Below are 21710 nucleotides of genomic sequence, written 5' to 3'. Positions count from 1 at the left end.
CAGTGCAGGCTTACTATTCGCTGTGCAGTAAAAGTGAAATCAGCTATGACGCAAAACAGTGACGAGATTATTAACCGCGCGGCGGTATTAAACAGCGATGAAGAAGCCATCGCCGCCGCACGCCATTTGGCCGAGCAGGCGAAAGGCGGCGCAGTCGAGCGCGACCAGCAGCGCATTTACCCCATCGCGCTGCTCAACCAGTTCACCGCATTAGGACTTGGCAGCATCAGCGTGCCGCGCGAATTTGGTGGCGCAGGTTTGTCGTACCAAACCATGGCCGAAGTGTTTCGTTTGATCTCCGCCAGCGATCCGTCGCTGGGGCAAATCCCGCAAAACCACTTTGGTCTGATTCAGTTCATCCTCGGCGAAGGTTCTGCCGCGCAACAGCAGCAGCTGCTGAGCGCGGTGGTGCAGGGCAAGCGTCTGGGCAACGGCGGACCGGAGAAAAACACCAAACACACGCGTGATGTGCAGGCGCAGCTGGTGACAACGTCACAGGGCGTAGAGCTCACCGGCGAGAAGTTCTACTCTACCGGCGCGCTGTTCGCCGACATTCTGGTCACCACGGCGATGCACGATCAGCAGCCGAAGATGGCCTTTATTCCACTGCCGACGCCGGGCGTGGAGATTGTTGATGACTGGTCCGGTATCGGTCAGCGCACCACCGCCAGCGGCACGGTGAAGCTGCAACAGGTTGTGGTTGATCCAGCGTTATTGATGTCGTTGCCTCCCGCTGAAAAGCCGACGCTGCGCGGCGCAGTTTCTCAGCTGATTCAGGCGGCGATTGATGCGGGTATTGCGCAAGGCGCGCTGGATGAGGCACTGGAGTTTGTGCGCAGCAGCTCGCGACCCTGGGTGGATGCCAATGTCAGCCGTAATGCTGACGATCCCTACATCCTCGCCGATGTGGGCCGCATCAGCACTGAACTGAGCGCCGCCAACGCGCTGCTGACGCGTGCTGCCCGCGTACTCGACAGCATCGATCAACAGGCGCTGACCGCTGAAAACTGCGCACGCGCATCGATTGCGGTAGCGGAAGCCAAAGTGCTCACCACTGAAGTGGCGCTGCGTGCCAGCGAGAAACTGCTGGAATGGGGCGGCAGTCGTGGCACCTTGCTGCGCCACGGACTCGATCGTCACTGGCGCAATGCGCGCACCCACACGCTGCACGATCCGGTGCGCTGGAAAACTCATGCCATCGGCAACTATTACCTCAATGATGCGCTGCCTGCGCGTCATGCGTGGATTTAAGGAGCAACCATGACGCAGGTATCACCTAAACAGCGCGCGACGCGCATTAATAATGCCCAGCAGGCGTTGCAGGTCGCGCAGGAGCTGGCGGAACGTTTTCGTGCTGGTTCTGCCCAGCGCGACCGCGAACGTGAACTGCCGCACACCGAGTTGCAGCAGCTGTTTCAATCCGGACTCGGCGCCATCACCGTGCCGCGTGACTTTGGCGGCATTGAGATTTCTACCGCCGAACTGGCAGCAATTTTCGTGCTTTTGAGCGCCGCCGACGGTTCGATTGGTCAGGTGCCGCAGAACCATTTTTATGCGCTGGAAGTGTTGCGCATCAACGGCAGCGAGGCGCAGAAACAGCGGCTCTACGCCGAAGTGCTGGCGGGCGTGCATCACGGCAACGCGCTGGCGGAATTCAGTTCGCCTGCCGCGCATCAACGTTCTACGGCGGTTTCGCAGCAGGCGGATGGATTACGCCTCAACGGCAACAAGTTTTACTGCACTGGCGCGCTGTATGCCGACCGTATTCCGACGCTGGCGATTGCCGATGATGGCAAAGAGCAGCTGGTGTTTGTGCCGCGCCATCAGCACGGCGTCAACGTGATTGATGACTGGAGCGGCTTTGGTCAGCGCACCACTGGCAGCGGCAGCGTGCAGTTCCGCGACGTAGCCATTGCGCCGGAAGATGTGGTGCCGTTCCAGACGGCGTTTGAGCGTCCGAGCACCGTTGGGCCATTTGCGCAGATTATGCATGCCGCTATCGATCAGGGCATCGCGCGGGCGGCGTTTGACGACATGCTCGATTTCCTGCGTCAGCGCGCGCGGCCGTGGCCGGACAGCGGCGTGGATCGTGCCAGCGACGATCCGCTGACGCTCGATCGCACCGGTCGTCTGGCCGCACGTTTGAGCGCCGGCGATGCGCTGCTGGCAATTGCGGGTGATGCTGTTGACGTAGCGCAGCGCGATCCCAGCGCCGAAAACGTGGCGCTGGCGTCGGTGGAAGTCGCAAAAGCGCGCGCCTGGACCACGGACGTGTCACTGGAGGCCAGCAATCTGCTGTTTGAACTTGGCGGATCGCGATCCAGCCTGCGCGAGCATAACTTTGACCGCCACTGGCGCAATGCGCGTACCCACACCTTGCACGATCCGGTGCGCTGGAAATATCCGGCCATCGGCAACTACCTGCTGAATGGCGTGTTGCCGCCGCGTCGGGGGACGATATGAGCCACAAACAGATTCTGCTCAACGCCTTCAATATGAACTGCGTTGGGCACATTCATCACGGTATGTGGACGCATCCGCAGGATCGTTCGGTGGATTTCAACTCACTGGATTACTGGCTGGATCTGGCGCGTTTGCTGGAGCGCGGGCTGTTTGATGGGCTGTTTATCGCCGATATTCTCGGTGTATATGACGTCTATCAACAAGGCATTGGTCTGACCGCCAAAGAGTCGATTCAGCTACCGGTGAACGATCCGCTGATGCTGATTTCCGGCATGGCCAGCGTTACGCAGCATCTGGGTTTTGGCGTCACCGCCAACCTGAGTTATGAAGCGCCGTATCCGTTCGCGCGCCGCCTTTCTACGCTCGATCACCTGACCAAAGGGCGCATCGGCTGGAACATCGTCACCGGTTATCTTGATAGCGCCGCGCGTGCCATGGGCCAGCAACAGCTGCTGGCGCACGATCGCCGCTACGATCAGGCCGATGAGTTTCTCGATGTCACCTACAAGCTGTGGGAAGGCAGCTGGCAGGATGATGCGCTGGTGCAGGATAAAGCCAATCGTCGCTACGCCGATGCCAATAAAATCCGCCAAATCAATCATCAGGGCGAGTTCTATCAGGTGCAGGGTTATCACCTGAGCAGCCCGTCGCCGCAGCGCACGCCGCTGCTGTTTCAGGCCGGTTCCTCGGCGCGCGGCGTGCAGTTCGCCGGACGTCACGCCGAGTGCAGTTTTGTGAATGCCGCGTCACCGGCAGCGATGCGCGAGCAATCGACGCGCTTGCGCCAGGCGGCGGTGGAGGCCGGACGCCATCCTGACGATCTGCGCATCTTTATGGGCGTCAGCGTGATTGTCGCGCCTACCGAACGTGAAGCGCAGGAGAAGCATCAAAGCTACCTCGCCTACGCCAGCCCGGAAGCCGGCATCGCGCACTTCTCCAGCTCGATTGGCCTCGATCTTGCGGCATTCGAACTCGATGAGCCGATTCAGACCGGCGACACGCGCGCCATAGAATCGGTGAGCAAAGCCTTCAGCGGCTGGACGCGGCGTCGTTTGCTGGAGCAGCACGCGATGGGCAGCCGCTATCCACTGATCGTCGGCAATCCGAGCCAGGTCGCGGATGCGCTGATTAAGTGGATCGATGAAGGCGATATCGACGGCTTTAACCTGACGCGCATCCTTAATCCGCAGAGCTACCGCGATTTTATCGATTTGGTGGTGCCGGAATTACAGCAGCGCGGCCGCTTCAAGACCGCGTATCAGCCCGGTTCATTGCGGCAGAAAATTTTTCAACAGCAGGACCGTTTGCCCGATCGCCATCCGGCGGCGCGCTGGCGCGACGGCGTTAACCTTCTTTAATTTAACCTCAGGGATCTGATATGAACATTGCACGTCATTTTGCGCTGGCTGCCAGCGTCGCACTGCTGGCGTTTAGCGCCGTCGCCGCCGAAAACTACAGCGGGCCGCTGAAAGTCGGTACTACAGCAGCCTTTGCGCCGCCGCTGGAAACCGCGGTGGCTGAGGCGAAAAAACAGGGTTTGAACGTTGAGCTGGTGGAGTTCACCGACTGGACCGCGCCGAACGTCAGCGTGGAAAACGGTGATATCGATGTGAACCTGTTCCAGCACAAACCGTTCCTTGAGAATGCCAATCAGCAGGGCGGATTCCATCTGGTGCCGTTCGCGCCAGCGATCATCAACAACATCGGCCTCTATTCGAAAAAACATACCGCGATTGACCAGATTCCCGATGGCGGCACGGTGGCAATTGCCAACGATCCGATCAACGGCGCGCGCGGCTTGTTGCTGCTGCAAAAAGCCAGGCTGATTACCTTAAAACCGGGCGCGGGCCTCAAATCTACCGTGGATGACATTGTCAGTAATCCAAAGCATCTGAAGATTATCGAAGTGGAAGCGGTGCAGCTGTCGCGTTCGCTGGATGAAGTCGATTTAGCGCAGGGTTATCCGCACTATCTGCGCCTGTCGAAGACCATCGATCCGAACAATGCGCTGCTGTTTGATGGCCTGGAACATCCGGAATACGTGATTCAGTTCGTGATCCGCGACGGTCATCAGAACGATCCGCGCCTGGCGAAGTTCGTTGATATCTACCAGCATTCGCCGGTGGTGCGCGCCAAACTCGATGATTTCTACGGCAAGCTGTATCAGCCGGGCTGGAGCCAGTAAGCATGGTGAGCCTGACGCTACCCGGCGAGCGCGATGCGTTGCTGTCACCGACGGCCGAGACGGCAGGGAAAATCCACGTGCAGATTCGTGGCTTGAGTAAACGCTATCCCGGGCAAACTCAGGATGCGCTGAAAGAGGTCGATCTGCAGGTTAAGCGCGGCGAGATTTTCGGCATCATTGGGCGCAGCGGTGCCGGTAAATCGACGCTGATCCGCTGCCTCAATCGGCTGGAAAATCCTACTCGCGGTCAGGTGGTGATTGACGGGATTGACCTCGGCACGCTGAGCGATCGTCAGCTGGTGGATTGGCGACGCGGTACCGGCATGATTTTCCAGCATTTCAATTTGCTGTCGGCGAAAACGGTGCGCGAAAACATCGAGCTGCCGATGAAAGTGGCGGGCGTACCTGCGGCGGAGCGGCGGCGCAAAGTGGATGAACTGCTGGCGCTGGTGGGCCTTGAGCAGCGCCAGCACGCGTGGCCGGCGCAATTGTCCGGCGGGCAGAAGCAGCGCGTCGGCATTGCGCGCGCGCTGGTGCACGATCCGGAACTGCTGCTATGTGATGAAGCCACCTCGGCGCTCGATCCGGAAACCACGCGCTCGATTCTGGCGCTGCTGAAGAAGATTAATCAGCAACGTCACATCACCATCGTGCTGATTACCCATGAAATGGACGTGGTGCACGATCTCTGCCATCAGGTGGCGGTGATCGATCAGGGCGAAATCATTGAGCGCGGACCGGTGTGGCAGGTATATAGCGATCCGCAGCAAGAGACCACGCGACAGCTGCTCAATCCACAGTTCAGCGCGCTGCCGGAAGCGATTCAACCGCTGCTGACGCCAACGCGCGAGCGTGGCGATTCGCGTCTGCTGGTGCGGTTGCGCTACACCGGACAGGGCGCACAGCCGGATTTGGCGGCGCTAAGCGCCCGGGTTGGCGGGGAACTGACGTTAATTTATAGCGCGGTGGAGTGGGTGGACAGCAAACCGACCGGGCAAATGTTGCTGCTGCTTGATGCGCAGCACGACGCTGATGCCGCGCGGACCCGGTTAACCCCTATTGCGGACCAACTGGAGATTCCGGGCTATGTCACTGGCTATTGATCGTTTATGGATTGGGCTGCTGGATACGCTGCTGATGGTGGGCGTGTCGTCGCTGCTGGCGCTGGCGCTGGGTTTGCCGATGGCGGTGATTCTGGTGGTAACCGGACGCGGCGATCTGTTTCCCAGCCCGCTGCTGAATCGCGTGCTGGGCTGGGTGGTGAACCTATTCCGCTCGATCCCGTTTTTGATTCTGATGGTGGCGCTGATTCCCTTTACCCGCTGGATCGTCGGCACCACCTACGGCGTGTGGGCGGCGGTGGTGCCGCTGACGCTGGCGGCGACGCCGTTCTTTGCGCGTATCGCTGAAGTGAGCCTGCGCGAAGTGGATAAAGGGCTGACCGAAGCGGCGCAGGCGATGGGTTTTCATCGCTGGCACATTATCTGGCATGTCTTATTGCCCGAAGCGCGGCCTGGCATTGTGAGCGGGTTTACCATTACGCTGGTGACGATGATTAACGCCTCGGCGATGGCCGGTGCAATTGGCGCCGGTGGTTTGGGCGATTTGGCGTATCGTTATGGTTACCAGCGTTTTGATATGCAGGTGATGCTGACGGTGATTGTGGTGCTGGTGGCGCTGGTGACGGTGCTGCAGTTTTTTGGCGACAGGTTGTCGCGCCGGTTGAATCACCGTTAGGTGCGGGGTTTGGCGAGGTCGCCATGAATGGCGACCCTACGGCACGTTGATGCGCACTGCGGTGCTGCGGTTTGTCGCGGCTGGTTGAATTACCGTTGGGTGCGGTGTTTGGTGAGGTCGCCATAAATGGCGACACTACGGCGCATTTTCGTAGGGTGCGCATTTATGCGCACCTTTTACATGGCCGCGATTTACCGGATCTGTAATCCTTCTAACGCCGCCAGTAGCGCATCCACTTTGGGTAACAGCTGCTTGCGGCGCGGCCAAATCAGGGTTAAGGCCAAACCATCCGGCTGCTGCTCGGGCAGAATGATCTCCAGCTCGCCGCGCGCCAGCGGCTCCCGCACCAGCCACGATGGCATCTGTGCCACGCCTAATCCGGCACACAGCGCCTGCATCTGCGCATCCACATCACCCAGCGCCATGCGGTGTGGCAGGTTACGCCAGTGCAGATAGCCATCTTCCGTGGTGAACAGCCACGGCTTGGTGCTGCCATCGACGCGTTCATACATGATCGCCTGATGCTGCAACAATTCGGCTTCGCTGGTGGGCCGACCCACGCGCGCCAGATAATCGGGTGATGCGCAAAACACCATGCGTTCGCGGCCCATCTGGCGACAGCCCAGCGAGGCGGGCAGATCCGGCGATCCACCAATGCGCACCGCAACATCAATCCCTTCATCAAACAGGTCGATAAAGCGATCGGAAAAAGTCAGATTGAGCTCCACATCCGGATGCTGGTGGCAAAATGGAATCAGCAGCGGCATCACGCCGAGGCGTCCATAGGTGTTCGGTACCGCTAAGCGCAAGCGCCCGGAAGGAATGGTGCGCTGCGCCGCCAGCACCGCTTCGGCTTCTGCCAGCTCCTCCATAATGCGTAAACAGGTTTGGTAATAAGCGTTACCGGCATCGGTAAGTTTCAGGCTGCGGGTGGTGCGCTCCAGCAGCCGCGAACCAAGGCGGGTTTCCAGCCGCGTCACGCTTTTGCTCACTGCCGAACCGGTGAGATGCAGCCGCTCAGCGGCGGCGGCAAAGCTGCCACTCTCGACGCTGGCAACAAACGGAACAATATCTTTCAGGCGCTGATCGTGCATGGATTCGTGAACTCAGGTTGTGAATGCCGTGAATTAATGCCAATGATAGGAATTAAATTCTCTATTAAACTTATCATTACTGAAACCGAGGAGAATTGAAATGCAAAAGCAGGCATTGATTGTAGGCATCAGCGGTGTGATTGGACGTGCGCTGGCGGAAAAATTGCAGCGCGAAGGTTGGCAGGTCAGCGGTTTATCGCGCGGACGTGGCGCGATTCCTGAAGGTTGCCGCAGCCTGACTGCCGATCTGACGGATGGTGATGCGGTGCGTGCTGCGCTGGCAGAAGAGCAGCCGGATGCGCTGTTCTTTAGCGTCTGGTCGCGTCAGGAAAATGAGAAAGAGAACATCCGCGTCAATGGCGGCATGGTGCGTAACGTCATTGAAGCACTGGGCGAGCGTCTGAAGGGATCGCATGTGGCGCTGGTGACCGGCCTGAAGCATTACCTCGGCCCGTTCGAAGCCTACGGTAAAGGCGCAGTGCCGGTGACGCCATTCCGCGAAGAGCAGGGCCGCCAGCCGGTCGATAACTTCTATTACGCACAGGAAGACGAGGTGTTTGCCGGTGCGGAGAAATATGGCTATCGCTGGAGCGTACATCGTCCGCACTCGATCGTTGGATTTGCACTGGGTAACGCGATGAATATGGGACAGACGCTGGCGGTGTATGCCACGCTGTGCCGCGAGCAAGGTTTGCCGTTTATTTTCCCAGGTTCGCCCGAGCAGTGGAATGGTGTGTCCGATGTCACCGATGCCGGTTTACTGGCGGAACAGTTGCTGTGGGCGGCCACGGCGGCAGAAGCGGCCAATCAGGACTTCAACGCGGTGAACGGCGATGTGTTCCGCTGGAACTGGTTGTGGCCACGTCTGGCGGCCTATTTTGGCGTGGAAGCGGCAGCGTATCCGGCGCAGATGATGCCGCTGGAAGGGCGCATGCAGGATGCCGCTGAAGCGTGGCGCGAGGTGGCGGCGCGTTATCAGTTGCGTGAGGCCGATATCACTAAACTGGCATCATGGTGGCATACCGACGCAGATTTGGGACGTCCGATGGAAGCGTTTACCGACATGAGCAAGAGCCGCAAAGCGGGCTTCACCGGTTATCGTTCAACGCTGGATTCATTTACCCAGCTGTTTGATCGGTTGAAAGCGGAGAAGGTGATTCCGCAGTAACGTTCTGCTGATTGAAAAGGGCGGCTTGCCGGGGCTGATGCACGCCAGTAAAGCGTAAAATGGTCGCCATGAATGGCGACCCTACAAAGGTTTGGCGCGTTTTTCGTAGGGTGCGCATTCATGCGCACCTATATACATAAAATCAGGCATTGAGCGCAAAACCTGCGTTAAAATCGTTGAGGTAAAAATATAAATCACCTAAGTCACATCCTGCCTATGATTAGTTTTCAATTCCTATAAGTAATTAATGATTTTTTATTCATTAACATGCTCATTCAACCGATTTTATTCCTATCGTCACGAACCTCACTTTTGCAGTTTAAGTTGTACAATATAAATCATCTTGTACATATTAAATTCATAGCCTGCTATTTATTATGGGCACTGAATAAATTATTTTTTCCAATTAAATGTTCAGGAAAAATATTGCCGTCTATATTGATTCTTACGCACATCTTAAATTCGAGGCTGGTATGTTTCTAAACTACTTTGCGCTTGGGGTTTTAGTTTTTGTTTTTCTTGTCATCTTTTACGGGATAATTGTGCTGCACGATATCCCTTATCTCATTGCAAAATCACGTAATCATCCACACGCAGATGCAATACATGTCGCGGGCTGGGTAAGCCTGTTTACACTTCACGTCTTATGGCCGTTCTTATGGATTTGGGCCACGCTTTACCGGCCAGATCGAGGTTGGGGAATGGAAGGTAGGAACGCGTCACTGGAACAACGCATAACGGCGTTGGAACAAAAAGTGACGGTAAACCAGAATTCTCCAAAGGAGTGACATATGGACTTACTGATTATATTGACCTATGTCGCCCTGGCTTGGGCCGTTTTCAAAATATTCAGAATACCGGTAAATAAATGGACAGTCCCAACAGCAGCATTGGGCGGTATTGTGCTGGTCAGCGGCTTGATATTGTTAATGAATTATAATCATCCCTATACGTCGCTGGCGCAAAAAGCCGTTATCGCCATCCCCGTCACCCCGCAGGTGACCGGAATTGTCACGGAAGTCACTGACAAACAAAATATGCGGATTAAGAAAGGGGATATGCTTTTCCGCTTAGATCAAACCTTGTTTAAGGCGCGCGTTGACAGGTTAAATGCTGACCTCGTCACCGCCATCCATAATATTCAGGTGTTACGTGGGCAATTAGAGGAATCCCTGGCGAATACCTCAAATGTGAGTGCGGAAAGAGACCGGCTATACAAAAACTATCAACGTTATCTTTCCGGCAGTAAAGCCCGCGTAAATCCCTTTTCTGAACAAGATATTGATGATGCCAGGCAAAACTATCTCGCACAGGATGCGTTGGTAAAAGGATCGGTTGCTGAACAACGGCAGATAAAAAGCCAGCTGGATAGCATGGTCGGCGGCGAGCAATCACAGATTGTCAGCCTCAGAGCTCAGTTAGCGGAGGCGCAATATAACCTTGATCAAACAATTATTCGTGCGCCGAGTGATGGATACGTCACGCAGGTATTAATTCGTCCCGGTTCTTTCGCATCTTCATTACCACTGCGGCCGGTGATGATTTTTATACCTGAACAGAAGCGTCAGGTTATTGCGCAATTCCGACAAAATTCATTGTTGCGTTTAACGCCCGGTGATGAAGCGGAAGTGGTATTTAATGCGCTACCGGGGCAAGTATTCAGCGCGAAACTGCTGAGAATTATTCCGGTGGTGTCGGGCGGTACATATCAGGCTCAGGGAACCTTGCAATCTTTGACGATTGATCCCGGTTCGGATGGCGTGCTGGCAGTGGTTGAATTGAATCCTGATACGGCAGTCGATGCATTGCCGGATGGTATTTTTGCGCAGGTTGCTGTTTATTCTGATCACTTTTCCCATGTTTCAGTTATGCGCAAGGTATTGTTACGCATGACCAGTTGGGTTCATTATCTCTATCTTGACCATTAATAAAAAAGATATTATTTAATGCTTGTTAGTCAAGCTTGCATTGGTCGCCATGAATGGCGACCCTACGTGATTTGGCGGAGGGCGTAGGTAAGATTATTTCATTTGAAAAGGACTGCCTTAGCAGAAGTCATATTCATGCTGAGGCAGTTTTGAAATTACTTTTTCTTGTAGACGATTGCAGTACCATAAATTTTGTTATTGGTATTCGCGGACGTCACGATATAGATGTCGCCGCCTTTTTCATCTGCCAGTTTGGACAGCTCTTCTTTTGCACTGGCGGCATCCGTTTCGCCTGATGTGGAAATATTGCCAACCTCGACATACTGATCTTTTACTTTTTCAAACTCGACCTTGGTCATCAGTTGCGCCGCAAATGAGCTGAATGATAAAGAGCTTACGACTAAGCCTAAAATTAACTTTTTCATACTGATCCTTGGGTTAGAGAGAAAGTTGAGTTGCTATTATTGTATAGTTTAGAAGCGAAATATTTACAACCTGAAGCAAGTCATTACGATTAGTTTTGTTGGTAAATTGAATCCATTCCATCGTTACCCTGTATTTCCATCAGCATCTCAGAAACGTCTTACCGGTCACAATTTAGTCGAATCGATCCACTGAAATTTTGTCAGCCCTCACAAAACATTCGAAACATTCTTGTATGGCAGTTAATCAAGGGTCAATTCTTATGGCATAACTCCTGACAAGGTGCTGCTGATGATTAATCGTTCGGAAGAGAAACCCATCAAGTTAAGAAACATGCTGGCCTATGGCGGCGGCGATGTTTTTGGTGGCGGAAGTTTTACGATTCTTGGCTTGTGGCTGATGTATTTCTACACCACCTATGGCGGATTAAGCCCGGCAGAAGCAGGTGCAGTAATTGCTTTTGCGCGTTTGCTGGATGCTTTTTTCGATCCTCTGATGGGCTACGTAACCGATAACTTCTGGCGTAACCGGCTTGGGCAGCGTTTCGGTCGTCGCGGCTTTTTCTTCCTGATTGGCGCACCGCTGGTGTTTTTCAGTTACATCATCATGTGGGTCAGCGACATGGGATTCGCCTATTATCTCGCTACTTACATCCTTTTTTATGCCTGCTACACGCTGGTCATCGTACCTTACGAAACGCTTGCGGCGGAAATGGCTCACGATTTCCACGTGCGCTCACGTCTGACTGGCGTGCGCATGTTCTTCTCAATGGGAGCCGGCATTCTTGCCGCCTGGCTACCGGGCGCAATTATTGCCGTGCTGGGTGATAACGCCTCCTCCTCGTTCCTGTATATGGCAGTTATCTTTGCCACGCTGTTCGCCATCGTAATTTTTGGGCTCTACTTCTTTACCTGGGAACGCGCCATCGAGATCACCGAGAAGCCCGCGCCGGTTGAGTTCAAACGTGACATGAAAGCGCTGTTCCGCTCACTGATCTCAACCTTCCAGGTGCGCACCTTCCGTCAGCACGTTGGTATGTATCTCGGGGCTTATGTGGCGCTTGATGTGCTTGGCGCCGTGTTGGCGTATTACATCATTTTTGTTCTGGGCCACAGCGCCATTGATGCCGCCAACAGCATGACCTTTATGTCGGTGGTGCAATTCTTCTGCATCGCCGCCTGGATCCCTTTCTGTATTCACATTGGTAATGGCGCGGCTTACAAGCTGGCGCAATACCTGATGCTCATCAGCGTGGCGCTGTTCATCAGCTTCTATGCGTTTGGCATTAGCGCGGAGATGTGGATGGTTTGGGGCGCAGCGATTGTGATGGGAATGGGGCGTTCAGGTACCCAATACGTGTGCTGGAATATCTACAGCTTTATTCCGGACGTCGATGAAATGCTGACCGGTCAGCGTCGTGAAGGCATCTTTGCTGGCGTGATGACGTTCGTGCGCAAAGCTGTGCAGGCGGTAGCGCTATTTATCGTCGGAGTGGTACTGCAATCCTATGGTTTTGCGGGTAAAGGCGCAGTAAGTCAGCCTCCCGAAGCCATTCACGGCATCGCGCTGGTATTCGGCATTGGTGCGCTAATTTTCCTGACTGTCGGACTCTTAAGCGCCCGTGGTTTTAGTTTGAACCGTCACAATCACGCGCTGCTGATTGCTGAGATTCAGCGCCGCCATGCGGGCGGAAATCCCGCCGAAGCTTGCGCAGAGACGCGCGCGGTCGCAGAAAGACTGACCGGCTGGCCGTGGGCCAGTTTATGGGGAAAAAACGACATTATGAAGCGCATCGATCCACGCGCAGAAAACCTTACTGTTAAAGGAAACCAGCAACATGACACGCATCACCTTTGAAACTATGCAGTCTACGATTGAGCAGGCGTTATTAAACGCCGGGCTAGGGGCGAAACAAGCGGCGTTGTGCGCGCGAATTCATACCGAAACCAGCTGTGACGGCATTCCATCGCATGGCCTGAACCGGGTCGCCCGCTTCGTCGATTATTTAAAGAAAGGTTGGGTTGATGCCAACGCCGTACCGGAACGCGTCAAGAGTATGGCCGTTATGGAAGTGTGGGATGGGCAGCGCGGGCCGGGCATTACCAATGCCATTATGGCCGTTGACCGCGCGACTGAGTTAGCGCGCGAACATGGCATGGGGCTGGTAGCGATGCGTAATACGACGCATTGGATGCGGGGTGGCACCTATGGATGGCGTGCGGCAGAACAGGGAATGGCCGCAATTTGCTGGACCAACACCGAATCTTGCATGCCTGCGTGGGGCGGTAAAAATACCCGACTCGGCAATAATCCGTTTGTGATGGCGGTACCCGGGAAAGAAGGGCCGCTGGTACTGGATATGGCGATGTCGCAATATTCGTATGGCAAGCTGCAGGTGACGCGTTTGAACGGGGAACAACTGCCGTATCCTGGCGGATTTGATCAGCAGGGAAACTTGACCAGCGATCCTGCGCCTATTGAGCAATCAATGCGTATTTTGCCAACGGGCTACTGGAAAGGATCCGGTCTGGCAATTTTGCTGGATGCGATGGCCGCTCTACTTTCAGGCGGAAGTTGTACCGCCGAAATTGACACTATCCAGCAAGGCAGTTGCACCGGAGCCAGCCAGATCTTTTTGGTCTTCGACCCGGCGCAACTCAGCGGCAGAGATTTCAGCGAACAACTGGCTGAGACTATTCAGCAGTATGTGAATGGGTCTGAAGTTGCGGAGGGATTCAATCACGTCACCTGGCCGGGGCAGCGTCAACGCGCGACACGTGAGCGTAATCGTGTTGAAGGGATTCCGGTTGATGATGGGGTTTGGCAGGACGTCCAGCAGCTGGCGGTGCGATGATTAAAACGGGGGATTTTAAATCCTCCGTTTTAATCCGTATTTAACGCAACGTCACCAAACGTTTCCCCACCAGCACGGTTAACGCCACTATCGTTACTATTGCTGCCAGATGCATGACAAAATCCAGCGGATGCAGATGCACCGGATGGCAAAACGCCAGCAACGTCACTGCCATGCAGGAAACGCCCAGGCCCGCCATCGCCAAACTGCGCACTGGATGCAGTGCGCGAGTGCGGCGCAAGCTGGCGATCATCAGCGCCATCATCGGTGTGCTCACCACCAACAGAAAGGTAAAGCAGCGCGCGCTGTCGTTGTCATGTTCGATCGGCACCTCACCGGGAATCTGGCTGATGCTCATACCGAGCCACAACATGCCAATCGGCAGCAGCGCTTTCCAGCTGATACTGCGGCGTCCGGCGATGCTCATATTGAAGGCGCTACGAATCGCCAGCGTGCCGAGGATAAACGCCAGCACCAGTTGAAAGATTGCCCGCAAGGCGCCGGGCTGCGCCCAGTCGGTGAAACTGCGCTGCACCAAAAAGCTGGCGGCGATGCCACAAGGTAACGCCAGCAGCAGCCAGGTGAAGACACGCCTGCCAGTGGATCGCAGCGGTTTAACGGGCTGCATCTCGCGCCCGAGTTTTTCAATTAACAGGTCATGATCGGTCATGATTGGCTCCAAAACGGCGCAGATTCGTCAGCGCGCGGTGCAACAGCGATTTCACCGCTGCAACACTCAGATTGTTATGCGCGGCGGCTTCCGTCAGGCTCATTTCGCGCAGATGAACATGTTCGACAATGTCGCGCTGACGCGAGGGCAGCTGGCGCAGGTAGCCGGCCAGCTCATCCTGCGTCTCCTGCTGCGGAGCGTCGGGCGGACTGGCCACTTCCGGCATCGCGTCGTCGTTAATTTCCCACTGCTGATGACGGCCACGTCGCCGCAGCGCATCAATCGCGCGCGCCGAAATAATCGCCATCAGCCAGGGTAAAAAAGGGTAGGCAGTATCATAGGTGTGACGCACCCGATGCACCGTGAGTAGCACATCCTGAATCACATCTTCTACCAGTGCGTTATCGGTAATTTGTTTGCGTGTTTGCGCACGAATCACTGGCACCAGCGCTTTCAGCAGTCGGGTGTAGGCGAGCTGATCGCCCGCCTGCGCCTGTTCCATTAGCGCGGGCCAACTTTCGCGCGCGCTATCGCTTGTTTGCATAATCCGCCTTGTTGTTCTTACGCCTTCTTGCTCGCCTGGTTCAGCGCGTTCACCACAATACTCGGTGTCAACACCTGCGGCAGCACTTTCGGCGGTCCGCCGTCGGCAGGGTAAACCAGATACATCGGTAATCCGCCCTGACCGAACTCGCTCATGGTGTCATCCACGTCCGGATTAAATTTAGTGGAATCTGCCACCATGTACAGCGTGCCGGTTTTGGCGATGGCCTCTTTCACGGCCTGGGTTGAAAGCGAGGTTTTCTCATTCACCTGACAGGTGATGCACCAGGACGCAGTGAAATCGACAAAGATCGCTTTACCATGACCGCGCTGCGCTTCAACCGCTTGCGGCGTCCATTTGGCTTTGGTCACTTCTGCCGTCAGCTGATCGCCTGCCAGACCTGCGCCGGGCTTGATCAGCGTTGGCAGCGGGGCGATCACCGCGATAATCAGCAGCGCCGTAACGGCAAACAGCACCTTGTGACTTTTACCGGCAAAGTGGCGATGTTGCGCCATGCCGTACAACCAGCCGGCGAAGGCGACCACCACGGAAGCGGCCAGCAAGGTGGCCAGCGCCGCGCTTCCCGCTTGCTGCGCCAGCACCCACACCAGCCAGGCATACGCGCCAAACATCGGGAACGCCAGACCGCGTTTCAATACATCCATCCATGCGCCGGGACGCGGCAGGAATTTCGCCAGCGCCGGGAACAGTGAAACTAGCGTGAACGGTGCGGCGAAGCCGATGGCCAGCGCAAAGAAGATCACTAAGGCGACGGCAGGCGGCTGCACCAACGCATAACCAATGGCGCTCGCCATAAAGGGTGCGGCGCACGGCGTGGCGACGACGATTGCCAGCGCACCGGTTAATGCCGAACGTGTAAAGGCACCGCGACCAACATCAACCGAGCCGACGCGCTGCACGGATAAGCCCACTTCAAACACGCCGAGCAAGTTGAGCGCGGCGGCGAGGATCACCAGCGACAGCAAGGCGATCACCAGCGGCGATTGCAGCTGGAAACCCCAGCCAACCGCCGCACCACCGGCGCGTGCCGCCAGCAGGATGCCCGCCAGCGCTATCATGGTCACCACAACGCCGAGTAAAAAGCCCAAGCCTTCGCGACGCGCGCTGGCGGCGTTATCGGTATGGCGCAACAGGCCGAGCGCTTTCAGCGAGATCACCGGAAACACGCAGGGCATTAAGTTCAGAATGATGCCGCCGATGAAGGCGGCCAGCATGGCGGTTAACATCGCTGGCCTCTTTACTTAATGAGTTTGCGGGTGAGAAGCGTCGTACTGCTTAACGGCGGCAAGCGCTTTCTCGATATGTGTGTCCGGGTTTCTGTCAGTGTAACTCAGCAGAATATCGCCATCGGGCGCGATCACGTAAGAGGTGCGATCGGACAGGGTTTTGCCTTTCATCTGCATGGTGGTTTGATACTGCGCCGCCACTTTCGCACCGGGATCGGCGGCAACGGTGAATTTATCGCGGCACTCGAGTTTAGAGAAATCGCTGACCTGATCGGTATTGCCCGCGGTCACGCCAATTACCGTGGCACCCATTTTGCTGAAGCTGTCTGTGGCTTCAGCAAAATCGTGCGCTTCAATGGTACAACCCGCGCTAAACGCCGCCGGGAAGAAATAGAGCACGACCGGACCTTTCTGTAACGCTTTCTGCAGCGAGAAGGTCAACGGCTTACCGGCCAACGCGCCCTGCAGTTCGAAGTTTGGCGCTTTCGCGCCCACCGGCAATGCGGCACCGGCGTTAAAGGCGGAAAGACCCAGCGCTGCGGTCATGGTCAGGGTACAAACGAGGGATTTGATGCGTTTCATTTTCTGCTCCTGCGATGTATGGGAGTTCCGGTTTGGATGTCTCAGTAGTTCAGTTCGCTGGAGCAGGGAGGAAAGTTTCGGTGCTGGGAAAAATAATTAAAAAAGGTGCAGTAATGCATTTGCATTGTACAATGCAAATGCATTACTGTGGGGCATCTTGGCGGATAGGCGGCTTTATAAGCGATATTGCTTTGTGAGCGGCTGAGGAGAAAGAAGTGTTTAAATTTGATCTAGTGGATGTATCACTCCGTGCAGAGTCGAGGCTGACAGAACGGAGTCAAACAACTATTCCAGCGGCAATTCGCGATGCTCTACAGCTTAAACCGGGTGAAATTATCGAATATTCCCTGTTGTCTGGCGGCAAAGTCATCATGTCTAAGCAAAATGACGAGCAGGATGATCCCGCCGTACAGCATTTTCTGACTTTTCTCGAACGAGATATGGTGAATAATCCCCAGCATATTCAATCAGTTCCTGTCGAATTTTGGTCAGGTCTGGAAAATTTGGTCGCTGGAATTGATGTTGATTTAGATGCTCCGCTCACGGATGACTAAACTGCGGGAGAAAGGGTGTGGATTACATGGAAATCAACCGATGGAAATTTTATTTCCACGCTTGTTTTACTGCTCAGGTAACGTCTTTAGCGCAGGAAGTGTTGCAGCTTAAAGTTGAAAAACCGCATGAATACCATAAAAAGAAACAGACGAAATTACTGGCAGCAATTTATAAGGTCGTTACAGAAGTTATTGCACGAGATCCGCTGAATCCCCAGTTTCGACAAGGGGGAACTTTAGGGGATGAAAATCGATATTGGTTTCGCGCGAAATTTTTGCAGCAGTTTCGATTGTTTTTCCGCTGTAGCGAACAGAGTAAAACCATCATTCTTGGCTGGGTGAATGATTTTGGCACATTACGCGCTTACGAAAGTAAGAACGATGCATACAAAACATTTAAGAGGATGTTGGATGCCGGACATCCACCGAGTGATTGGGAACAGCTACTGCGTGAATCGACAGGCGAATCGGGTTTTCTTTTCCAGGCACCATCCTCATAATTTATCCCTTTAAGGGAATAAATTTGCTTAACTCCAGGTCGCCATGAATGGCGACCCTACGCAGTAGGTTGGATCCCCTGACAAAACAAACTCAACGTATGCTGAACAATGATTTCACTGTTATAAGCGGGATCGTTGTTATAAGCGGGATCGTTGGCAAAGCGGGTGAAGGGCACCAGCACCAGGCTGAGAATCGAAGTCATCAGCAGTTGCGGTTCCAGATTTGGGTTGAGTAATCCTTGCTGCTGCCAGCCTTCAATCAGTTTTTTCACCTCATCACGTTCACCGTGACCAAAGCGCTTTTTGATGTGCTGACCTAAACCGCCTTCACCTTGCATCACTTCCTGCATCCACAGCGGCGCGAACCAGTTATGTGTGGTGACAATGTCCGCCACTTCACGAATAAAAGCGCTGAACGTGGTGACAGGATCGCGCGGGTCATCCATAAAGTGCGCCACCAGACGCTGGCGTAGCGGCAAAAAACGCTCCTCAACCACGATATCCAGCAGCGATTCGCGCGATTGAAAATAGTAATTCAGCATCGCCGGACTAACGCCCGCTTTGCGTGCAATCGCGTTGAGCGAGGTTTCACCGATGCCGTTTTCGGCATACAGCGCTAAGGTGATGTCGAGCAGATGTTCGCGTTGCTGCACGTTGATCGCGCCGCCGCGCGGACGGCCGGGACGGCGGGGTTTGACTGCGTTGGCCATATCGTCAGCAGGGACTTTTCGTGCGGTCATCTTTACTCGCTCACTTGATTCATGTCAGACTGCAGGCAATATTAATTGTGTATTTAATTAATTTCAATTGGTGTCTGTTATGAAACCCCAAACACTCGCGCCGCAGTCGGGCAGTGGGCAGGAGAATCCTCCTTCTGTCCGCTTTTTGATGAGCGCTTTATTACTGGTGATGCTGCTGGCGGCGCTGGATCAAACCATCGTCTCCACCGCATTGCCGACTATCGTCGGCGAGCTGGGTGGGCTCGATCGCCTGTCGTGGATCGTCACCGCTTATATGCTGGCTTCGACAATTGTGGTGCCGCTGTACGGCAAATTTGGCGATCTGTTTGGTCGTAAAACCGTGCTGCAGATCTCGGTGGTGCTGTTTTTGATTGGCTCGGCGCTGTGCGGCCTGGCGCAGAATATGGAGCAGCTGATTTTCACCCGCGCGCTGCAAGGCTTAGGCGGCGGCGGTTTGATGGTGGTGAGCATGGCGGCGGTCGCCGATGTGATTCCACCGCAAGAGCGCGGTAAATATCAGGGATTGTTTGGCGGCGTTTTCGGTCTGGCAACGGTGATTGGTCCGTTGCTGGGCGGTTTTATCGTGCAGCACGCCTCATGGCGCTGGATTTTCTACATTAATCTGCCGCTTGGTTTGTTTGCGCTGCTGATCATCAACGCGGTGTTTAAGACCGACAACAAACGCAAGCCGCATGAGATTGACTATCCCGGCGCGGTGTTTCTCAGCCTGGCGCTGGTGGGCATTACGCTGTTTACCAGCGAAGGCGGCACATTACGTGAATGGTCCGATCCGCTGCTGTGGTGCATTCTGGCGTTTGGTGTAATTGGCGTGATCGGCTTTATTTATGAGGAGCGTCGCGCCTGGGAACCGATTATTCCGCTGTCGCTGTTTCGCAATCGCAGCTTCTCGCTCGCCAGTTTGATGGCGTTTATCGTCGGCATGTCGCTGTTTGGCAGCGTGACGTTTTTACCGCTCTATTTGCAAGTGGTGAAGGGCTCTACGCCGACCGAAGCCGGTTTGCAGCTGCTGCCGCTGATGGGCGGATTGCTGATCACTTCGATTGTCAGTGGACGCATCATTAGCCGCACCGGCAAATATCGCCTGTTCCCGATTGGCGGTACTATGCTGGCGACTGTCGGCATGGCGCTGCTGACCACGCTGACCATTGATGCGCCGCTGTGGCATATCTACTTGTTTGCCTGCGTGTTGGGGATGGGAATGGGCATGGTGATGCAGGTGCTGGTGCTGGCGGTACAGAACACCGTAACTCCCGATCGCATCGGCGTCGCCACCTCGTCGGTCACGCTGTTCCGCTCGGTTGGCGGTTCGATTGGCGTGGCGCTGTTTGGCGCGGTGTTTAGTCAGGTGCTGAAATCGGGTTTGACCACGCTGGTGGAGCAGGGCAAAGCATTGCCGCGTACGCTCGATCCTGATGCGGTGCACCGTTTGCCGCATGATGTGCAGCAAGCCTATTTGCAGGTGTTTGGCGATGCGGTGCATTCAGCCTTTCAAATGGCGGCGGGTGTGATGCTGCTGGCCTTTGTGCTGTCGCTGTTTCTGCCAGAATCACCGCTGCGCAAGAAAGACGCAGCGGCGTAACGCGGTTAAACCGCCGCGCGTTGTTGCAAGGTTTTTACCGCTTGTGCAGCGTCGCGGCCCAGTTCCGCCAAATCCACTCCGGCAATCACATCATCCTGCACCAGCAGTTTTCCGGCACAAATCAGCGCCTTTAAACTGGCGCGTCCGCCGCTGGCCACCGGGCCAATGGCGGGATCGTGCAAACCAAAATAGCGCGGATCGTCGAGCCGATAGATGGCGATATCGGCGGCCATGCCAGGTGCAAGGCGGCCGGTGTTTAAGCCTAAAACCTGCGCGCCACCGGATGTGCCCCAACGCACCACATCTTCAATGCGGGCGGCGTCGCCACCACCTTCAAAGGTTCCACCGGCATAACGCGGCTGCGCCAGCATGCCTTTGCGCGCGCGCTGGAGCTGCCAGGCGGCGTGGGCTTCGCTTTGCATATCCGCCGCTTCATTTGAGGCCGCGCCATCGACGCCAATCGAGATCTTCACGCCTGCGTGTTCCATCGCCACCAAATCGGCAATGCCGCTGCCGAGGCGCGCGTTACTTTGCGGGCAGTGCGCGATACCGCTGCCCGCCGCGCCCAGCATGGCGATCTCTTCCGGCAGCAGTTTCACCAGATGCGCAAACCACACGTCATCGCCAATCCAGTCGTGTTCGGCGCAAAACTGCAGCGGCGTCATGCCGAACTTTGCAAGTGCGGCATCGAGATAATCAACGGTTTCCGACAGGTGGCTGTGCAGGCGAATACCGAGCTGACGCGCCAGGCGCGCGCTCTCGCGCAGCTCCTGCGGCGTGGTGGAGTGCAGCGTGGTGGTCGGCGCCATCACGATGCGGCGCATCGCGCTATCCTGCGGTTGGTGATAGCGCGCCACCAGACGATCAACATCGGCCATCATGCTGTCAAAGCTTTCCGGTCGCAGTGCGGTGGGCAAGTCGCTCTCTAAGCCACGGCTTTGCGTCGCACCGCCGCGACACAGCACGAAGCGCACGCCTAGCTTGTCGGCTTCATCGAACAGGATTTCTGCGCCATCAAACGGCATATCAGGCCAGTAAAGATAGTGATGGTCAGCGATGGTGGTGCAGCCGGAACGCACCAGCTCGACCAGACCCACCCGCGCGGCGATGCGAAATGTCTGTTCGTCGAAGGCACCACGAAAGCGATACGGCGTCGCCGCCAGCCAGCCGCCCAGACTTAGATTCAGACCTTGGGGCTCGCCTTTCAGCAGCGATTGAAACAGATGATGATGGGTGTTGACCCAGCCGGGATAGACCACGCAATCGCGGGCGTCGATCACGGTTTCATCGGCGTCAGCATCGAGTTCACCCATCTCCACAATCAGGCCATCGCGCAGTCGAATATCGCGCGCGCTGCTGCGCGGTTGCTGTTTATCGCCGGTCAGGATCGCGGCGCAGTGTTGAATTAGCAATTGGCTCAT

At 55.6% G+C, this 21710-nt stretch carries 22 protein-coding genes; 14 read left to right on the top strand and 8 right to left on the bottom strand.

All coding sequences use genetic code 11. The features are described 5' to 3' along the window. Positions 1 to 45 precede the first annotated feature (45 nt). Genes K5Y32_RS10815 through K5Y32_RS10790 form a run of 6 tightly spaced genes read left to right on the top strand, consistent with a single transcriptional unit; the run spans position 46 to position 6385 of the window. Positions 46 to 1251, top strand: coding sequence for an SfnB family sulfur acquisition oxidoreductase (locus K5Y32_RS10815; protein WP_222183572.1), 1206 nt, complete (start codon positions 46 to 48; stop codon positions 1249 to 1251). 9 nt (positions 1252 to 1260) lie between these two features. Further along, the gene (locus K5Y32_RS10810; protein WP_222183570.1) at positions 1261 to 2463 is read left to right on the top strand and encodes an SfnB family sulfur acquisition oxidoreductase; all 1203 of its coding nucleotides are present in this window, start codon (positions 1261 to 1263) and stop codon (positions 2461 to 2463) included. Next, on the top strand, positions 2460 to 3821 hold the full coding sequence (locus K5Y32_RS10805; RefSeq protein WP_222183569.1) for an LLM class flavin-dependent oxidoreductase: 1362 nt from the start codon (positions 2460 to 2462) through the stop codon (positions 3819 to 3821). Before K5Y32_RS10810 ends, K5Y32_RS10805 begins: the two co-directional genes overlap by 4 nt. Before the next feature lie 20 nt (positions 3822 to 3841). Continuing rightward, the gene (locus tag K5Y32_RS10800; RefSeq protein ID WP_222183568.1) at positions 3842 to 4648 is read left to right on the top strand and encodes a MetQ/NlpA family ABC transporter substrate-binding protein; all 807 of its coding nucleotides are present in this window, start codon (positions 3842 to 3844) and stop codon (positions 4646 to 4648) included. 2 nt (positions 4649 to 4650) lie between these two features. Beyond that, complete coding sequence (locus K5Y32_RS10795; protein WP_222183567.1) at positions 4651 to 5751, top strand: methionine ABC transporter ATP-binding protein; 1101 nt, start codon at positions 4651 to 4653, stop codon at positions 5749 to 5751. Then, positions 5735 to 6385 (top strand): methionine ABC transporter permease, encoded by a 651-nt coding sequence (locus tag K5Y32_RS10790; protein WP_061719142.1) that lies wholly within the window; start codon positions 5735 to 5737, stop codon positions 6383 to 6385. The genes K5Y32_RS10795 and K5Y32_RS10790 overlap by 17 nt, the downstream gene beginning before the upstream one ends. 191 nt (positions 6386 to 6576) lie before the next feature. Here the strand turns inward: K5Y32_RS10790 and K5Y32_RS10785 are convergent, their stop codons facing one another. Further along, complete coding sequence (locus K5Y32_RS10785) at positions 6577 to 7479, bottom strand: LysR family transcriptional regulator (RefSeq protein WP_222183565.1); 903 nt, start codon at positions 7477 to 7479, stop codon at positions 6577 to 6579. Between the two features lie 100 nt (positions 7480 to 7579). Here K5Y32_RS10785 and K5Y32_RS10780 point away from each other — a divergent pair, with 100 nt between their 5' ends. The 3 genes from K5Y32_RS10780 (at position 7580) to K5Y32_RS10770 (ending at position 10575) form a co-directional block, all read left to right on the top strand. Continuing rightward, a complete protein-coding gene (locus K5Y32_RS10780; RefSeq protein ID WP_222183563.1) occupies positions 7580 to 8647 on the top strand; it encodes an SDR family oxidoreductase in 1068 nt (355 codons plus the stop codon). 473 nt (positions 8648 to 9120) lie between these two features. Beyond that, positions 9121 to 9435, top strand: a complete 315-nt coding sequence (locus K5Y32_RS10775; RefSeq protein WP_222183561.1) for a DUF3302 domain-containing protein — start codon at positions 9121 to 9123, stop codon at positions 9433 to 9435. Positions 9436 to 9438: 3 nt separating this feature from the next. Then, on the top strand, positions 9439 to 10575 hold the full coding sequence (locus tag K5Y32_RS10770; RefSeq protein WP_222183558.1) for an HlyD family secretion protein: 1137 nt from the start codon (positions 9439 to 9441) through the stop codon (positions 10573 to 10575). Between the two features lie 155 nt (positions 10576 to 10730). On the opposite strand, the gene yahO is transcribed toward K5Y32_RS10770, so the two are convergent. Further along, positions 10731 to 11000, bottom strand: a complete 270-nt coding sequence (yahO, locus tag K5Y32_RS10765) for a DUF1471 family periplasmic protein YahO (RefSeq protein ID WP_222183556.1) — start codon at positions 10998 to 11000, stop codon at positions 10731 to 10733. Between the two features lie 289 nt (positions 11001 to 11289). On the opposite strand from yahO, the gene K5Y32_RS10760 reads away from it, so the two are divergent. Both K5Y32_RS10760 and yiaK read left to right on the top strand, forming a co-directional pair. Then, positions 11290 to 12855: an MFS transporter gene (locus tag K5Y32_RS10760; protein WP_222183554.1), complete on the top strand. Its 1566-nt coding sequence runs from the start codon at positions 11290 to 11292 to the stop codon at positions 12853 to 12855. Further along, a complete protein-coding gene (gene yiaK, locus K5Y32_RS10755) occupies positions 12836 to 13852 on the top strand; it encodes a 3-dehydro-L-gulonate 2-dehydrogenase (protein WP_222183552.1) in 1017 nt (338 codons plus the stop codon). The genes K5Y32_RS10760 and yiaK overlap by 20 nt, the downstream gene beginning before the upstream one ends. Positions 13853 to 13892: 40 nt before the next feature. Here the strand turns inward: yiaK and K5Y32_RS10750 are convergent, their stop codons facing one another. The 4 genes from K5Y32_RS10750 to K5Y32_RS10735 are packed head-to-tail and all read right to left on the bottom strand — an operon-like array spanning position 13893 to position 16895. Then, a complete protein-coding gene (locus tag K5Y32_RS10750; RefSeq protein WP_222183550.1) occupies positions 13893 to 14522 on the bottom strand; it encodes an NrsF family protein in 630 nt (209 codons plus the stop codon). Continuing rightward, on the bottom strand, positions 14509 to 15066 hold the full coding sequence (locus K5Y32_RS10745; protein WP_222183548.1) for a sigma-70 family RNA polymerase sigma factor: 558 nt from the start codon (positions 15064 to 15066) through the stop codon (positions 14509 to 14511). The genes K5Y32_RS10750 and K5Y32_RS10745 overlap by 14 nt, the downstream gene beginning before the upstream one ends. Before the next feature lie 17 nt (positions 15067 to 15083). Next, entirely contained in the window at positions 15084 to 16313 is a 1230-nt protein-coding gene (locus K5Y32_RS10740) for a protein-disulfide reductase DsbD (RefSeq protein ID WP_222183546.1), read from the bottom strand. Between the two features lie 15 nt (positions 16314 to 16328). Then, positions 16329 to 16895, bottom strand: coding sequence for a peroxiredoxin (locus tag K5Y32_RS10735; protein ID WP_101761694.1), 567 nt, complete (start codon positions 16893 to 16895; stop codon positions 16329 to 16331). Positions 16896 to 17110: 215 nt separating this feature from the next. Between K5Y32_RS10735 and K5Y32_RS10730 the strand changes: the two genes are divergently transcribed. Further along, positions 17111 to 17449, top strand: coding sequence for a type II toxin-antitoxin system PrlF family antitoxin (locus K5Y32_RS10730; RefSeq protein ID WP_222183544.1), 339 nt, complete (start codon positions 17111 to 17113; stop codon positions 17447 to 17449). Positions 17450 to 17466: 17 nt separating this feature from the next. Continuing rightward, positions 17467 to 17949, top strand: coding sequence for a type II toxin-antitoxin system YhaV family toxin (locus tag K5Y32_RS10725; RefSeq protein ID WP_222183542.1), 483 nt, complete (start codon positions 17467 to 17469; stop codon positions 17947 to 17949). Positions 17950 to 18005: 56 nt separating this feature from the next. Here K5Y32_RS10725 and K5Y32_RS10720 read toward each other — a convergent pair whose 3' ends face one another. Further along, a complete protein-coding gene (locus K5Y32_RS10720) occupies positions 18006 to 18689 on the bottom strand; it encodes a TetR/AcrR family transcriptional regulator (protein WP_222183540.1) in 684 nt (227 codons plus the stop codon). Positions 18690 to 18768: 79 nt separating this feature from the next. Between K5Y32_RS10720 and K5Y32_RS10715 the strand changes: the two genes are divergently transcribed. Then, entirely contained in the window at positions 18769 to 20289 is a 1521-nt protein-coding gene (locus tag K5Y32_RS10715; RefSeq protein ID WP_222183538.1) for an MDR family MFS transporter, read from the top strand. A 5-nt stretch (positions 20290 to 20294) separates the two neighbouring features. Here the strand turns inward: K5Y32_RS10715 and K5Y32_RS10710 are convergent, their stop codons facing one another. Continuing rightward, positions 20295 to 21710, bottom strand: coding sequence for an amidohydrolase family protein (locus K5Y32_RS10710; RefSeq protein WP_222183536.1), 1416 nt, complete (start codon positions 21708 to 21710; stop codon positions 20295 to 20297).

Source organism: Pantoea sp. DY-15 (assembly GCF_019795935.1).
GTDB lineage: Bacteria > Pseudomonadota > Gammaproteobacteria > Enterobacterales > Enterobacteriaceae > Pantoea > Pantoea leporis.
Note: the sequence above shows the minus strand (reverse complement) of the source record. Positions and strands in the feature narration are given on the sequence as shown.

Coding starts and splice junctions, on each gene's coding strand:
- K5Y32_RS10780 (WP_222183563.1), top strand. CDS start 7,580: ATGCAAAAGCAGGCATTGATTGTAGGCATCAGCGGTGTGATTGGACGT.
- K5Y32_RS10805 (WP_222183569.1), top strand. CDS start 2,460: ATGAGCCACAAACAGATTCTGCTCAACGCCTTCAATATGAACTGCGTT.
- K5Y32_RS10790 (WP_061719142.1), top strand. CDS start 5,735: ATGTCACTGGCTATTGATCGTTTATGGATTGGGCTGCTGGATACGCTG.
- K5Y32_RS10720 (WP_222183540.1), bottom strand. CDS start 18,689: ATGACCGCACGAAAAGTCCCTGCTGACGATATGGCCAACGCAGTCAAA.
- K5Y32_RS10770 (WP_222183558.1), top strand. CDS start 9,439: ATGGACTTACTGATTATATTGACCTATGTCGCCCTGGCTTGGGCCGTT.
- K5Y32_RS10775 (WP_222183561.1), top strand. CDS start 9,121: ATGTTTCTAAACTACTTTGCGCTTGGGGTTTTAGTTTTTGTTTTTCTT.
- K5Y32_RS10715 (WP_222183538.1), top strand. CDS start 18,769: ATGAAACCCCAAACACTCGCGCCGCAGTCGGGCAGTGGGCAGGAGAAT.
- K5Y32_RS10800 (WP_222183568.1), top strand. CDS start 3,842: ATGAACATTGCACGTCATTTTGCGCTGGCTGCCAGCGTCGCACTGCTG.
- K5Y32_RS10740 (WP_222183546.1), bottom strand. CDS start 16,313: ATGTTAACCGCCATGCTGGCCGCCTTCATCGGCGGCATCATTCTGAAC.
- yiaK (WP_222183552.1), top strand. CDS start 12,836: ATGACACGCATCACCTTTGAAACTATGCAGTCTACGATTGAGCAGGCG.
- K5Y32_RS10760 (WP_222183554.1), top strand. CDS start 11,290: ATGATTAATCGTTCGGAAGAGAAACCCATCAAGTTAAGAAACATGCTG.
- K5Y32_RS10795 (WP_222183567.1), top strand. CDS start 4,651: ATGGTGAGCCTGACGCTACCCGGCGAGCGCGATGCGTTGCTGTCACCG.
- K5Y32_RS10815 (WP_222183572.1), top strand. CDS start 46: ATGACGCAAAACAGTGACGAGATTATTAACCGCGCGGCGGTATTAAAC.
- K5Y32_RS10785 (WP_222183565.1), bottom strand. CDS start 7,479: ATGCACGATCAGCGCCTGAAAGATATTGTTCCGTTTGTTGCCAGCGTC.
- K5Y32_RS10710 (WP_222183536.1), bottom strand. CDS start 21,710: ATGAGCCAATTGCTAATTCAACACTGCGCCGCGATCCTGACCGGCGAT.
- K5Y32_RS10735 (WP_101761694.1), bottom strand. CDS start 16,895: ATGAAACGCATCAAATCCCTCGTTTGTACCCTGACCATGACCGCAGCG.
- K5Y32_RS10745 (WP_222183548.1), bottom strand. CDS start 15,066: ATGCAAACAAGCGATAGCGCGCGCGAAAGTTGGCCCGCGCTAATGGAA.
- yahO (WP_222183556.1), bottom strand. CDS start 11,000: ATGAAAAAGTTAATTTTAGGCTTAGTCGTAAGCTCTTTATCATTCAGC.
- K5Y32_RS10750 (WP_222183550.1), bottom strand. CDS start 14,522: ATGACCGATCATGACCTGTTAATTGAAAAACTCGGGCGCGAGATGCAG.
- K5Y32_RS10810 (WP_222183570.1), top strand. CDS start 1,261: ATGACGCAGGTATCACCTAAACAGCGCGCGACGCGCATTAATAATGCC.